The 15,662-nt window shown below is 48.7% G+C and carries 11 protein-coding genes; all 11 read left to right on the forward strand.

Annotation, left to right across the window (positions count from 1 at the left end; translation table 11 throughout):
- Positions 1-260 precede the first annotated feature (260 nt).
- Entirely contained in the window at positions 261-566 is a 306-nt protein-coding gene (locus Q1V85_RS23275; protein ID WP_300603971.1) for a hypothetical protein, read from the forward strand.
- 96 nt (positions 567-662) lie between these two features.
- Positions 663-3,071 (forward strand): TonB-dependent receptor, encoded by a 2,409-nt coding sequence (locus Q1V85_RS23280; RefSeq protein WP_300603973.1) that lies wholly within the window; start codon positions 663-665, stop codon positions 3,069-3,071.
- Between the two features lie 2 nt (positions 3,072-3,073).
- Complete coding sequence (locus tag Q1V85_RS23285) at positions 3,074-3,559, forward strand: DUF4625 domain-containing protein (protein WP_300603975.1); 486 nt, start codon at positions 3,074-3,076, stop codon at positions 3,557-3,559.
- Between the two features lie 35 nt (positions 3,560-3,594).
- Positions 3,595-4,281: a hypothetical protein gene (locus Q1V85_RS23290; protein WP_300603978.1), complete on the forward strand. Its 687-nt coding sequence runs from the start codon at positions 3,595-3,597 to the stop codon at positions 4,279-4,281.
- 72 nt (positions 4,282-4,353) lie between these two features.
- Positions 4,354-5,070, forward strand: coding sequence for a DUF4625 domain-containing protein (locus tag Q1V85_RS23295; protein WP_300603981.1), 717 nt, complete (start codon positions 4,354-4,356; stop codon positions 5,068-5,070).
- 400 nt (positions 5,071-5,470) lie between these two features.
- Positions 5,471-6,709, forward strand: coding sequence for a GTP-binding protein (locus tag Q1V85_RS23300; protein ID WP_300603984.1), 1,239 nt, complete (start codon positions 5,471-5,473; stop codon positions 6,707-6,709).
- A 292-nt stretch (positions 6,710-7,001) separates the two neighbouring features.
- Positions 7,002-9,473 carry a TonB-dependent receptor gene (locus Q1V85_RS23305; RefSeq protein WP_300603987.1) on the forward strand — a complete coding sequence of 824 codons (2,472 nt, stop codon included), beginning with the start codon at positions 7,002-7,004 and terminating at the stop codon, positions 9,471-9,473.
- A 393-nt stretch (positions 9,474-9,866) separates the two neighbouring features.
- Positions 9,867-10,298, forward strand: a complete 432-nt coding sequence (locus Q1V85_RS23310; protein ID WP_300603990.1) for an SWIB/MDM2 domain-containing protein — start codon at positions 9,867-9,869, stop codon at positions 10,296-10,298.
- Between the two features lie 22 nt (positions 10,299-10,320).
- The gene (locus tag Q1V85_RS23315) at positions 10,321-10,542 is read left to right on the forward strand and encodes a hypothetical protein (protein WP_300603993.1); all 222 of its coding nucleotides are present in this window, start codon (positions 10,321-10,323) and stop codon (positions 10,540-10,542) included.
- Between the two features lie 45 nt (positions 10,543-10,587).
- On the forward strand, positions 10,588-11,016 hold the full coding sequence (locus Q1V85_RS23320; RefSeq protein ID WP_300603996.1) for a hypothetical protein: 429 nt from the start codon (positions 10,588-10,590) through the stop codon (positions 11,014-11,016).
- Positions 11,017-11,270: 254 nt separating this feature from the next.
- Positions 11,271-15,611, forward strand: a complete 4,341-nt coding sequence (locus Q1V85_RS23325; protein ID WP_300603999.1) for a CusA/CzcA family heavy metal efflux RND transporter — start codon at positions 11,271-11,273, stop codon at positions 15,609-15,611.
- Positions 15,612-15,662: the final 51 nt, after the last annotated feature.

Raw genomic sequence — 15,662 nt, forward strand, 5'->3', positions numbered from 1 at the left:
TTTTAAAAATCTGCTGCGAATTTATTGCAAAACAGGATAGCATCGATGGATCTGTTAAATGGATACGACGGATGTTGCCGTCATCCCGGGTACGGGCCGCATATGTACGGCCGGCCGAACCCTGCAGCAGTGAACCTGTCCGTCGCTAAAAAATAAATTGAATCAGTTTTGGATAAGTAATTCGTTTTTTGCAACTTTGTTGCGATTTGAGAAAAGCCGGCTTCTATATCATCCTGCTGCGCTGTAAATTATCGGCAGCGATGTTTGCACTGATCCTGCTTTGCTCATTTTCCATGCAGCTGCTGCACCAGCATCATTATGAAAACAAAGTGATGTTGGAAAAAAAAGAAGCGCTGGTAAAAATGATCGCAGACCATTGTAAGATCTGCGATCAGATTCAGCACGGCGTTTCCTATGATGGATCCGTTCCGGATATTCAGATAGCGACTCCCATTGCGGCCATACCGGTGCATGGCGGACGCTATTATATCGGTTTTTATAAATTTACCTTACAGGGGTTTACCAATAAAGGTCCGCCGGCTGCCATGGCCACTGCTATTGTTTAATACATTCCCCACCTACGGGGTGTACCTGTTTTCCCTATTCCCAATTTAATGAAAAGATAAACGCGGGCGTTTGCCGGGTTTATTGCATTTCTGTATATGAAATTTATGCTCCTGCTTTGCTGCGGCATGTTTTGCTGCGTGGCAAATGCGCAGTTATATCAGTTGACCATAACCGTTATCAATAAAGATGAACAACCTGTTCCCGGCGCTGTAGTGCAGTTGGGAAAGCGTCCTGCGATTCCGGTAGAAGCAGCTCCGGGCGCTTATATATGCAGGCGGTTATCTGCCGGTACTTACCCGCTCTATTTATCAGGTACCGGTTATCAATCCGTTGCCCGGCATATTACGATTACCGATCGGGATCTTTCGCTGCGCGTGGTGCTGTGCCGGGAAACGCGGCTTTTGGATGAGGTGATCGTATCTAACAATACAATGGGCCGGCGGAAAAGCGGAACACCGTTAAACCTGGAGATCGTAACCGGCGATGAGCTTCAGAAAAACCTGGGCGGAAGCCTTATGCAAAGCCTGGAGCGACTGCCGGGTATAAAGGCCATTGGCATCGGATCCGGGCAATCCAAACCGCTGATCCGGGGCCTCGGATTTAACCGGGTGCTGGTGGTAGACCGGGGCATTAGGCATGAGGGACAGCAATGGGGGGGCGATCATGGCCTGGAAATTGATCAGTTTGCCGCGGCGGAAGTGGAAATCATAAAGGGGCCGGCTTCTGTTGCTTATGGTTCCGATGCAATAGCCGGTGTTATCCGTATACAACCGCCCGCGCTGCCGGCGCCGCACAGCCTGGGTGGTGATCTGCAAGTGACCGGGAAAACCAATAACGCGTTGTATGGTGGTTCCTTAAATCTCTACGGCCGCAAGCAACGGTGGTTTGCTACCGGAAGGGTAACCGGCCTCAACTACGGCGATTACCGGGTACCTGCTGCCCGCGTGTATATATACGATTACCCGGTATCCCTGTACAAAAAATATTTAAGAAATACGGCCGGAGCAGAAACGGCTTTGCATATGAGCACCGGGTATATTTCGGACCGGTTCCGGTCTGTTTTTTACATCAGTAATACATTTAGTAAAAGCGGCTTTTTTGCCAATGCCCACGGACTGGAACCGAGGGCGGTAGATCCGGCGCTGCACGACCGGAGCAGCCGGGACCTGCAGATGCCGTATCAAAAGGTACGTCATTTTAAAGCCATCAGCCGGAACGATGTAAGGATGAACGGTCACCACCTGGAATTAGAACTGGGTTATCAGCAGAATTTCCGGCAGGAATACAATGTTTATGTCAATCATGGCTTTATGCCACCGGTTTATCCCGCTGCGATGACCATTCCCAAAACACTCGAACGACAGTTTCTTAAACGGGTGTATGCTGTGAACCTTCATGACCGGCTGCAGTTGCGGCAACAGGAATTGCAGTTTGGGGTGAATGGAGAGATCCAGGATAATGAGATCAGTGGCTGGAGCTTTTTGGCGCCGGCCTTTGATCAGCGGACAATTGGCGCGTTTGTATATGACCGGGTGAAGTTGGGTGAACGCATGCTGTTACATGGTGCACTACGATATGATCGCGGCCGGATCCATATGCGCCGGTACGCCGATTGGTTTGCCTCCCCGCTTATCCGGAACGGGGATACGAACGCTGTTTATGTGGTACGTGCCGAAGAAAACGTCCGGCGTTTTAACAGCCTTACCGGGTCTGTTGGTGTTACGTATCATACCCGGCAATGGGAGCTGAAAGCCAATATCGGTAAAAGCTTCCGGATGCCCATTGCAAAGGAGCTGGGTGCCAATGGTATCAATTATCATTATTTCAGCTATGAGCGCGGCAATGCGGACCTTGCCCCGGAAGCATCATACCAGCTGGACGCGGGATGGATGTTTACTAAAAACAAATGGCGTGTTCAGCTCAATCCGTTCCTCAATTATTTCTCCAATTATATTTATTTAAATCCCACCCCGGATTTTGATTACCTGTATGGCGCGGGTAACCAGATTTTTGAATACCGGCAAAGCAGGGTATTGCGGTTTGGGGGAGAGCTGGATATCGCCTTTCAGCTCCGGGAAAATTTAAAGGCGGAAGTACTGGGTGAATACCTGTATGCAGAACAGGTATCCGGCGACAAAAAAGGCTATACGCTGCCGTTTTCACCGCCATCCTCCCTGTTGCTGAATCTTACCTATCAGCCGGAACTCCCGGAATCTTTTCAACATACTTATTTTTCGGTGGATTACCGCATTACTGCGGCACAACAGCAGGTGGTGCCACCGGAGAAAAAAACACCCGGTTACCGGTTGATGCATCTGCAGGCAGGAACCGGCATCCGGATAAAACGGCAGGTAGTGCAGCTGCGTATGCAACTGCAAAATGTGTTCAACCTCCGCTACCTCAATCATACCAGTTTTTACCGGCTGATCGGGTTGCCGGAACAGGGGCGCAACTGGGTATTGGTGGCAAAGATCCCTTTTGATTTTTTAAACAATAAACAATAGATATGAATCAGACGAAACATTGGAAACGGGTAGCTGCAGGCATCTGTGGGGCGGTATTGTTCGCCGGCTGCTCAAAAGATAAGGACCGCATAAAAGATACAGAATATCCTTCGATCGATGTAACAGCGGCGGCGGCGTTTCCCAGGCAATGCAGCGAACTGATAAGAGGGCAACAATTTACCGCTAAAATACTGGTAGCGGATAATGCAGCATTGGGGTCGGTGAGCATCGATGTACACCACAACTTTGATCATCACAGTCACAGCACCGAGGTAAACACTTGTAGTATGGACCCCGTAAAAACTCCGGTGAAGCCATTGCTTCTTGTAAAAAGCATACCGGTGCCACCCGGCAACAGCACCTATACTGCTACGGCACAGATTGAGATACCTGCGGATGCCGATACCGGCGACTATCATTTTATGATAAAAGTTACCGACAAAGAGGGTTGGCAAACCATCAAAGGCTTAAGTATAAAAATTAAATGAATCACGGAAACAATCACCATTTAAAAAATAAACAAATGAAAAAAATAGTATCAGTAATGATGCTTGCAGGCATTGCCGCCGCCGGCGGATGTAAGAAGAAAGAAATTATAACAGCGCCCGATAAACCATTTGCCATTACCGGGCATTTTGTAGCAGGTACCAATACCCAGAAAACCGGAAGCAAATACACCAGTGTTTACTTTATCCGGTTCCTGGAAGGTAACAAGGCATTGTTTATCGCTTCGGCCGCTACCGATCTGGAGGGCACTTACGCTTTAACCGATTCCTCCCTGCTTTTTGAAGTAACCGGCAGCAATGCCCGTACAGCTAAGTTTACCCTGAACAAAAATAAGCAAATCACATCCGCTTACTACAGCGGTAGCGGTCCCGTGGAATATGAGGCAACGGCCGAACTATTGCCCATCACCGGTACGAACGAACTGGCTGGAAAAATCTTTAAAGGCGACGAATTTAAAATGGGCGCATCAAGCAACCGTGCCGGGCTGATTTATAGTTTTAACAAAGCCGGAGCAAGTACTTATGGTTCCGGAACCGATGCAGGGGCAATTGATAACACGGCAACCAGCTACACGCTTATTGGAGGGAGTGGCTTTAAATCGGTAAATGGCAGTACCACGGAGCTGGGCTTTGTGTCTGATAAAAGACTCACTGTTTTCAGATCCTCCGGTCTGTTTTATTATGGTACATATGATCAGCAATGACTTTTGAATGGGGAACATATCCCGGATAATAAACAGGTAAATTTTTTTTAACCAATCATCAACGTAACAATCATGAACAACAAACAGGTTTTTAGTAAATGGAGTATTCCCGTCTTTCTTTTTATACTGGCCATCAGTGCCTGCAGTAAGGATAAGGAGGTCGTTGCCGGACCAGCTATCAGTCAACTGGAATTGGGCAGCGCTAACAGCGGAACCGGCTATCCCGGCGATGACGTGCATATGGAAGCCACCATACAGGCTCCCGGTACCATTGCAGCCATTAGCGTGCATATTCAACCGGAAAACGGAACGGGCTGGACTTTTGATAAAACCTTTACCGAAGGATATACCGGCTCAAAGAATGCGGCATTTCATGAGCATATCGATATCCCGGAAACGGCGGCTCCCGGCGGCTATCGGGTGCAGCTCACGGTTACCGATAAAGCGGGCAATACCGCAAAGGCAGATAGCCGGTTAAGTATTATCACAGACCCTTCATTGCCATCCGTTACGGGCTTCGAAGTAGCATATAATAATGCAACGGCCGACCTGCATATAGCGGGCGATATTACAGCCCCTAATAAAATTGCCGATATATCATTGGAGATCCATGGAGGAACGTTTGAAAAAGAGTATGCCATCACCGGAGACTATGTGGGTAAACCGGGTTTTCATCTGCATAAACATTTTAACCTTTCCGATATACCGTCCGGCCACTTTCATGTGCATCTGAAGATAAAAGATCAGGCCGGAAAAATGCGGGAATGGGAAGGCCATTTTGATAAATAAAGTTATAGAGGGGCTCAATCGTCTTCCATTGGTTATGCCCGGTGTTTATTGCAAAATAGCACCAGGCTGATAACAAACCCCGCGCCGTGCCCTGAACGCAACGCTGTAGTTCCGGTTGACCGCACAGGTGTTAAGTTGGATTTCGCGGTTAGATCGCTGCAGTGACGGCACCGGCAAGGGCGTAAGCCTGTACCACAGGTACGCAGGATACAGCCGCGCTGCGGGAAGCAGGCATAACAACGCAGGGTTGTGGTGCTGATCCTCCTGTAAAAGACTTTTGAGACCCTCTTTTTTTTTAACAGCACATGCACTGAATATAAACTTGGCTGCATTGCCATTAACGGTAGCGGATATTTATGAAACCGGCAGCCACCGGATTTTTCTCAAAAAACAATGCACAATGGTCAACAACAATAATAATAAAAAATTACCGGTAACGGTACTGAGCGGTTTTCTGGGAGCGGGAAAAACAACCCTGCTCAACCATGTTTTACACAACAAACAGGGATTAAAGGTAGCCGTAATCGTAAACGATATGAGTGAGGTGAACCTGGACGCCCGGCTGATCGAAAATCATCTGCCCGGGGCGGAGCAGGAAAACGCGCTGTCGCGGACGGAGGAAAAATTAGTGGAACTAAGCAACGGCTGTATTTGCTGTACGCTGCGTGAAGACCTGATGCTGGAGGTAGAGAAACTCGCCAGGGAGGAACGGTTTGATTACCTGCTCATCGAAAGCTCCGGCATCAGCGAACCCATACCCGTGGCACAAACCTTCTCCTACAGCGATGAAGAAAACGGTATCGATCTTTCCCGGTTCAGCTATATCGACACCATGGTTACCGTAGTGGATTGCTTTAATTTTTTTAAAGATTTTAGTACAGAGGCTTTATTGAAAGACCGCGCGCTAACGGATATGGAGGGGGACAACCGCACCATTGTCAATCTACTGACCGACCAGGTAGAATTTGCAAATGTCATCATCCTGAATAAAACCGACCTGGTGACCGCACATACCGCCGGTCTCCTGGAGGCCACCCTTCAAAAGCTAAACCCGGGGGCGCGGATCATTCGTTCCGGTTTTGGTAGGGTAGATCCTGCCGCCATATTGAATACCGGCTTGTTTGATTTTGAAGAAGCCCAAACCGCGGCCGGCTGGCAAAAGGAACTGGAGGCAGCACAACACATCCCCGAAACCCAGGAATACGGCATCAGCTCCTTTGTGTTCCGCAGGCAGCGGCCCTTTCATCCGGAGCGGTTCTGGAATTATTTAAACACGCAATACCCGCAGGGGATCATTCGTGCCAAAGGTCTGTTCTGGCTGGCATCAAGGCCCGGTGACGCCCTGAATTTTTCACAGGCCGGCGGTTCTTCCCGTATAGAAAAAGCAGGGATATGGTGGAGTAGTATGCCTTACAATGAACGCATGCGTTATCCGTCTTATGTATATAACCGGGACGCAATTGAGGCACGCTGGAGTAAGCAATGGGGCGACCGGATGAACGAACTGGTATTTATCGGCCAGGATTTGGATAAAACGCAGCTTACGGCGGACCTGGAACAATGTTTACTACAGGATACGGAATTGTATCTGTTCACGACAAAGGCCCGGTTCAGCGATCCGTTTCCCTGCAATATTTAAAACAGGCATTTTGAGTGTGCTATTGCATTCACAGAGCGGGTGGCCGCTGGTAACCCCTGGAGTTCCGTTATTCCCGCACTTTTCAGAATAAGGAGGAAACAGTGCCGGCGTTCTTTACCCCGGGCAGAAAATAATTCCGGAAAATTGTTTGTTAGACTAATCTAACTTTATATTTTTGCTGATGAAATAAATTTTTATTGCTTTCTTGTTGAAAGCATAGGTACGACCCTGCAGGTGGGGTGGGCAGATAAATGTTGGCTGCTGCCCGTTATTACATATTTAAAAGCGTGGTATGAACAGAATACGGGTGAACTATGCCGGATGGTTATTGGCGTGTTGTTTGTTAACAGGGATGGGGTATGCTCAAACAGTGGTAAGGGGCGTGGTAACCGGTAACCAGGAGCCGGTATCCCTGGCCAATGTATTGCTGGAAGAGCTCCGGCGGGGTGCCGTTACCGACAGTGCCGGATATTTTATCATCTGCGATGTTCCCCCGGGTGCTTATACCCTGCAGGTGTCCTGCGTGGGCTATATTGATGTAAAGTTGCCGGTACGGGTAAAAAAAAATGAACAGCTGACCATCCCGGTAGCATTGCCGGCGGGCGATGGCATTATGGATGAAATTGTGATCACCGGTGTATCGAAGGCAACGCGTATCCGGGAGAACCCGCTGGCTGTGACCAGTATTTCATCCAAACAAATAGAACAAACGGCATCGGTCAATATTATAGACGCGCTGGTGAAAAATGTACCGGGATTACATGCGGTGCAAACCGGGCCAAACATTTCAAAGCCGTTCATCCGCGGGCTGGGTTATAACCGGGTGCTTACCCTGTACGACGGCCTCCGGCAGGAAGGACAGCAATGGGGCGATGAGCATGGTATTGAAGTGGATGGCTACAATATAGACCGGGCAGAAGTGATCAAAGGTCCGTCCTCGTTACAATATGGATCCGATGCGCTGGCCGGCGTGGTGAGCCTGTTCCCCTTTGTACCCGGTGTTCCGGACAAACGGGTTCACGGGAAATTTACGGGGGAGTATCAAACGAATAACAATTTAATAGGCAATGGCCTGAGATTCGGCTACGATAACGGGCATTTTTTACTGGCTGCGGGAGGATCTTACAGGATGGCGAAAGACTACCGCAACCCGGTAGACGGAAGGGTGTACCTTACCCGGTTCCGTGAAAGCAATCTGTCTGCGCTTGCTGGTTACAAAACGGATAAAGGGTTTATCCGGATCAGTCTTACCTTATATGATAACCTCCAGGCCATTCCAGACGGCAGCCGCGATTCGCTTACCCGTAAATTTACCAAACAGGTGTATGAGGGAACGGAAGATACCATCGGTCGCCGCCCGGTGGTGCCGGCCAGTGAATTAAACGGGTACCGGTTACCCGGACTTTCACAGCATATACAGCATTACCGGGCGTACCTCAACAGCCGGTGGCAGGCGGGCACCGGTGGCATTGAGCTGTTGCTGGGTGCCCAGCAAAACATCCGCAGGGAATATAATCACCCGGCCCTGTTACAGCAGCCGGGCATGTATGTAAAATTAAATACCCTCAATTATGGACTGCGGTACCATGCGCCGGTATTTTCAAATATTGAAGCAACCATTGGGCTGAATGGGATGTTCCAGCATAACAAAAGTTTAACTGCTACTGATTTCCCCATTCCGGATTATCATCTGGGAGACGGTGGTATATATACATATGCAAAATGGAGCAATGACCGGTGGACAGTAAGCGGCGGACTGCGCTATGATCTGCGGCAGGTGCAATGGGATAACTTCTATGTAAAGCCCAATGATGCCACGGGGTTTGATCAGCAGGCAATGATCCCGGACACCACCGGGGCTGTATTGCAGTTTGAGGCATACCGGAAAATATTCGCCGGAATGGCGGCAAGTGTGGGCGGAACTTTCCGGGTTTCTGATCAGCTAAGCCTGAAAGCCAATATCGGCAGGGGATACCGGGCACCGAATATCACCGAAATGGCCAGCAACGGGTTAGATCCCGGTGCGCATATGATTTACCTCGGCAACCGGAACTTTAAACCGGAGTTTTCATTACAGGAAGATATCGGAGTCAGTGCGCGGTTTAAAAATTTTTCCGCCGATGTAAGTTTTTTCAATACGGATATTGAGCATTATATCTACTTAAATTTAGTGACAGATGCAAACGGTAATGCCCTGGCAGATCCCCAGGGCAATAAAACCTATCAATACCGGCAGGCCCGTGCGCAACTCTATGGAGCGGAGGTTTGGCTGGCGGTGCACCCCCGGCGATTAGCAGGCTTCCGGTTCGATAACAGCCTGGCCCTGGTGTATGGCTTCAACCGGGAGGCTGCCTATAAAAATAAAGGGATACAGGGCGCATATCTGCCGCTGATACCGCCGTTGAAATGGGTAGGCAGTCTTTCGCAGGTCATAAACCCCCGGTCCGGATGGCTGGATGCGTTAACGCCAAAACTATCCATGGAATGTACGGCTGCGCAGGGGCGCTACCTTGGTTTAGATCAAACGGAAACGGCAACAGCCGGCTTTATGCTCTTTCATGCGGGTGTGGTTGCCGCCATTCCATTTTCAAAAATGCAAAGCATACAGGTTCAGTTCGAGGTAACAAATCTTTTCAATAAGGCCTATCAATCCAATTTAAACCGGTTGAAATATTTTGAGCACTATGCACAATCACCGAACGGGCATTCGGGGATTTATAATATGGGCCGGAATGGCAGTCTTAAAATCATCCTGCCCTTCTGAATGGCCGCCATTCACCGGCACCTGCATGGTATGGGAAGGAGGCTTTTTTGATGCATTATGCCGCTGATTTTCAATTTCTTTAATGAGGCGGTACCGGTTGGACGGCTTCCCGGGATGCAGCCATATTTTCCATTTTTGCGGTGTAAAGCAGCCCTCAGGCGGGTGCAGCTTCCGGCTGTTCTGTAAAGTATCCGTAACGGAAGCGGGGTATGGCCCCGGTTTGCTGATCCCCTAAAAGACCCGCTTAAACGGACCATTGCCGGGAAAAAACAGGGGTACTTCCCTGGCTGAATATGTAAAAAGATAAAGACCGGCAGGATCTGTTTTGTTTTTTAATGGATGTTTTAGCTAACTTTATAAGGTTAATTCGATTTTAAACTTTAACCCATTATCATGGCAACAGCGAAAAAAACCACTGCAAAAAAGGCAGCACCCAAAAAAGCAGCCGCTAAAAAGGCTGCACCCAAAAAAGTTACAAAAGCTCCCGTAAAAAAAGCGGCTCCCAAAAAGGCAGCACCAAAGAAAGCAGCCCCCAAGAAAGTAGCAGCAAAGAAGGCCGCTCCCAAGAAGAAAAGAAAAATAAACCCCGCCCTGTTACAACCGCTTACACCCAGTCCGGCATTGGCAGCAGTAATCGGTAATAAACCGGCTTCGCGTCCCGATATTATCAAAAAAATATGGGCATATATTAAAAAGCAGGGATTACAAGACTCCACCAACAAACGGATGATCAACGCTGATGATAAATTAAAAACCTTATTTAGCGGTAAATCCCAGGTGTCAATGTTCGATCTGGCCAAGATCGTTAGTGCGAATGTGAAATAAACGGTTTCCGGATTCCATCCGCATGGCTGTATCAAAAGGTATCCTTCAGAACGAAGCGATGGTTTTGATACAGCTTTTTTATTTTATACAAACGATCGTATTGCTGTATGCCAGGGGCCGACCATTTACAGGGATGGCCTGGCTTCCTTTAGTACTGGTGCTGTTTATATTGAAGCCCACCGGGCTGCATCCTGTGCATATTGCATCCATACCTGAACAGCGAGGCGATAAAATTTTTTTATGAAGTTGGCTATGATGTTATGACCAGGTATATTGTTTTGTTACAAATATGCAAATCCAAACTACGCTGTTTTTATCCGGTTTTTCATACCTTTGGCCGGTGCGCAGGTGGATCGCTATATGTATGCTTTTTGTTTACCTGGTCTCTACGACTGAGGCTTCCCAGTTCCTGAAAATACCCATACTGGTAGCGCATTTTATAGAACACCGGCAGCAGGATCCGGAGTTGACGTTCGGGGCATTTTTGAAAATGCACTACAATCACCCGGTTAAGGATGCAGACTATCAGCGGGATCAGCAATTGCCCTTCGTAACCCATTCCGGCAGCCTCACGCTTGTATTTACCGTAGATAGCCATTTTTCTTTGGAACTCAGGAAATGGACGTTCCCTTCTTTAAAACGGACAACACCGTACAAAAATGTCTTTTATGAAAAAGATGTTTTAACCTCTATCTGGCAGCCTCCCCGGGTTTGTTAACTTTTTTTATCGCTTTATTTTCATCGGCTACCGGCAGTCTTCCGGGGTATTTATACATATAGCCCCGGTTTCAATGCTGTATCGCAGCTATAGCCAGCCGTGCAATGGTAGGTGTTGTATGCCAATACCTGTTTGGGTATTACAGAACGCTGTTCCCGGGTACCGGCGCATTCCCGCCGGGGTGCATCACTGCCCTGTAAAATAAAGCATCAGCCATAGCTCATTCTTTAACACTTAAGATGTAAGGGATCATTATGCTTACTAAAATTATCACGTTTTCCGTAAGGAATAAACTCATTATTGCATTACTGGTTTTGGCCCTGGTGGGCATTGGTGCCTACCAGGTAACCCGGTTGCCCATCGATGCGGTTCCGGATATTACCAATAACCAGGTGCAGGTAATTACCGTTGCCCCCTCATTTGGTGCAACCGATATCGAACGCCTGGTTACCTTTCCGATTGAACAGGCCAACAGCAATATTTCCGGGTTAAAGGAGATCCGGAGCTTCTCCCGGTTCGGACTTTCACTGGTTACCATTGTTTTTGACGATGATATTGATATTTACTGGGCACGCCAGCAGGTTGCAGAACGGCTGCAACAGGCGCGGCAGGAGATCCCGCAGGGGATCGGCAACCCGGAGTTAGGGCCCATTTCCACGGGGCTGGGTGAAATCTATCAGTATGTGGTACGTCCTGAAAAAGGCTACGAACAAAAATACGATATTACCGCGTTGAGGACCATCCAGGACTGGATGGTGCGGCGGCAGCTGCTCAGTGTAAAAGGCGTGGCCGAAGTCAGCAGCTTTGGCGGAAAACTAAAACAATATGAAATTGCAGTAAACCCCGGTAAGCTCAACGCCTATGGTATTACCATCAATGATGTATTTAATGCATTAAACGATAATAACCAGAATACCGGTGGCGCTTATATCGAAAAGGGGCCTACGGTGCTGTACATCCGCAGCGAAGGGCTGGTAGGGAATAAGGAAGATATTGAACAAATTTCCATTACCGGTAAACAAAACGAAGTGCCGCTTTTTATCAGGGATGTGGCAGATGTAAAAACCGGGTATGCTACCCGTTATGGTGCCATGACCTATAACGACAACGGGGAGGTTTCCGGGGCCGTGGTCATGATGCTGAAAGGAGCCAATAGCAGCCAGGTAATTAAAGATGTAAAAACCCGCGTTGCCGAAATACAAAAAACACTTCCGGAAGGAGTGCGGATAGAGCCGTTCCTCGACCGTACAAAAATGGTGAACCATGCCATCAGCACTGTTGAAACCAACCTGCTGGAAGGGGCATTGATCGTGGTATTTATACTGGTGTTGTTTTTAGGCAATATCCGGGCCGGGCTCCTGGTGGCATCGGTGATTCCCCTGGCAATGCTTTTTGCCATCTGTATGATGAACCTCTTCGGCGTCAGCGGCAACCTGATGAGTTTGGGCGCGCTGGATTTCGGACTGATCATTGATGGCGCGGTGATCATTGTAGAATCCGTATTGCACCAGTTAATGCAGCATCGGAAATTTAAACATCTTTTAAAGATCCCCGGCAGGGAAATGGACCGGGTTGTAGAGGAGTCTGCCGGCAGAATGATGAATAGCGCTGTTTTCGGGCAGGTGATTATCCTGGTGGTATATCTCCCGATTCTTACCTTACAGGGGATTGAAGGAAAAATGTTTAAACCTATGGCAGAAACCGTTGCCTTTGCGTTGCTGGGCGCATTCCTGTTATCCCTCACTTATATTCCTATGATGAGCGCGGTACTCCTAAAGAAACGGAACCCCAAACCTTCCTTATCCGATCGGATGATGAAAAAATTGGAGGTGCTGTACATAAAAACGCTGTTCCGGGTGCTGAGGATTCCCAAAACTATTTTTGCACTGGTGCTGGCTTTGTTTGTACTTGCCATTTTTATCCTTAGCCGGCTGGGCGGCGAGTTTATTCCGTCGCTGGAAGAAGGCGACTTTGCCGTTGATACCCGCGTGTTGCCGGGAAGCAACCTGAATACAACCATCGAAAGCACGCAGAAGGCCGTACATATTCTCAGGACCCGGTTCCCGGAAGTAGAAAAAGTGGTTACGAAGATCGGAAGCGGGGAAGTACCTACAGACCCTATGCCGATGGACGCATCGGATATGATGGTGATCCTGAAAGACAAGAAAAAATGGACGTCTGCCAGATCCTTTCCCGAACTGGCAGATAAAATGACCCGGGCGCTGGAGGATGTGCCCGGTATTACCGTTGGCTTTCAATACCCGGTTCAGATGCGGTTCAATGAACTGATGACGGGAGCCCGGCAGGATGTGGTGCTGAAAATTTTTGGCGACAACCTGGATTCCCTGGTTCAGAGCGCACAGAAAATAGGCCGGATCATCGAAACCGTAAGGGGTACTCAAAACCTGTATATTGAGCCGGTTTCGGGACTGCCGCAGGTGGTGGTAAAATACAACCGCCCTGTTATTGCGCAATACCATCTTTCGGTAGCCGATGTAAACCGGGTCATCAATACCGCATTTGCAGGCCAAAGCGCCGGTCTTGTTTTTGAGGGCGAGCGGCGTTTTGATATGGTGGTACGCCTGCATGCCGGTGACCGGAAAAATATCGATGACATCCGGAACCTGCTGGTGCCAACGCCTTCCGGCAACCAGATCCCGTTAGCACAGCTGGCCAGCGTGGATATTGAACAGGGGCCCAACCAGGTGCAGCGCGAAAATGCACAGCGCCGGATCGTGGTAGGGTTCAATGTTAAGGACCGGGATGTGCAAAGTATCGTAGCGGAACTGCAGGCAAAAGTAGAAAAAGGGGTAAAACTTCCTGCGGGGTATTCCGTTAAATACGGAGGTTCTTTCGAAAACCTCAACAATGCCAAACGGCGCCTGATGATCGCTGTTCCGGTGGCATTGGCCCTCATCTTTACCCTGCTGTTCCTGGCATTTAAATCGGTTAAGGAAAGCCTGCTGATCTATACCGCCATTCCGCTTTCCATCATCGGCGGTGTATTTTTTCTCGCACTCAGGGGAATGCCGTTTAGCATCAGCGCAGGCGTTGGGTTTATTGCATTGTTTGGTGTGGCTGTATTAAACGGCATCGTACTGATTTCTGAATTTAACCGTCTTTATAAAAGGGGCATCCGCAATATCGTAAGGATCGTGGCCGATGGAGGCGAAAGCCGGCTGCGGCCGGTACTGATGACGGCTTCTGTGGCTTCACTGGGTTTTATACCCATGGCGCTCAGCAACGGAGCCGGTGCTGAGGTACAGCGGCCGCTGGCTACCGTGGTGATCGGCGGGCTGATCATTGCAACCTTATTGACACTGTTTGTATTACCACTGCTGTATGTAACCATTGAAAAAGGAATAAAAATGAAAAAGACAATCAATAGAAATAAAATACCCTTGTTGATCTTCTGCTCCCTGCTTTTGGGAGGAGCCCTGAACGCACAGGTGCCTGTTTCCCTGGATGAGGCCGTTCGTCTTGCCCTGCAGCAGAACCGGAACCTGAAGCATGAACAGCTTCGCTCCGATTATGCCAAAGCACTCATTAAAACTTCCGGTGCCGATATTCCGCAAACCGGTATCACGGTGGATTACGGGCAGGTTAACAGCGTTTATAAGGATACCCGGTTGGGGATTGCGCAAAGTATGGCGTTCCCGGCTGTTTATAAGCGACAGAAAAACCTGTATACCGAAGAATGGAAAAAAAGCGCGCTCAATGTTTCCCTGCAGGCATTTGAACTGAAAAAAGCAGTGAGTCTTGCCTACTACGATTTTTTGTATTGGAAGGAGAAGGAAAAACTACTGCTGGAGGCCGTTCAGCTCTATTCCGGTTTCCAGGACAAGGCAGCGCTGCGCCTGAAAGCAGGAGAGAGCAATCTGCTGGAGAAAACCACGGCCGACCAGCAGAAGGCGGCCATCGATATCCAGTTGCAACAGGTACGGCAGGAGCTAAACACCGTTCGGCTGCAGTTCCGGTGGCTGTTGAATTCGGAAACAGATTATGTTCCGGCCGGAGAGCCGAAAGCGGTATTGGTAATGGATGCATTAAACGCCCATCCCATGCTGCAGGTGCTGGAGCAGCAGCAAGTGATTGCAGTACAACAAACGGCTGTTGAACGGTCCAAACTGCTTCCGGGCTGGCAACTGGGTTATAATCTGAATAGTTTTAAAGGCATGGGGCCCGATGAAACGTTATATGATGCCAGTCCCCGGTTTCATTCGGTTCAGGCAGGCATATCGGTTCCCTTGTTTTCCCGTGGACAAAAGGCAAGGATTGAAGCCTCTAAAATGGCTGCCGGCATCGAAGCCGATCATTTAGAAAATGCACGGGCCGCTTTAAAAAAACAATATGAGCAGCTGTTACAGGCCTATAAAAGCAATCTGGGTATTGTGCAGCAGTATGAAACCTCCGAACTGAAAAATGCACAGATCATTGTTGAAACGGCAAAGAAACAGTTTTTAAACGGAGCCATCAATTATCTGGAATTTGTAGTGCTGGTAAACCAGGCTGTTTTGGTAAGAAGCAATTATGCAGAAGCTATTTGGAAATTGAATGAAAATGCCATAGCGCTCCAGTATATAACGATCAATTAATTAAAAGGGTAACTAAAAGAACGTCTGTTGACAGGCCGCCCTGGCAAACAG

The organism is Niabella sp. (assembly GCF_030150205.1).
Lineage (GTDB): Bacteria > Bacteroidota > Bacteroidia > Chitinophagales > Chitinophagaceae > Niabella.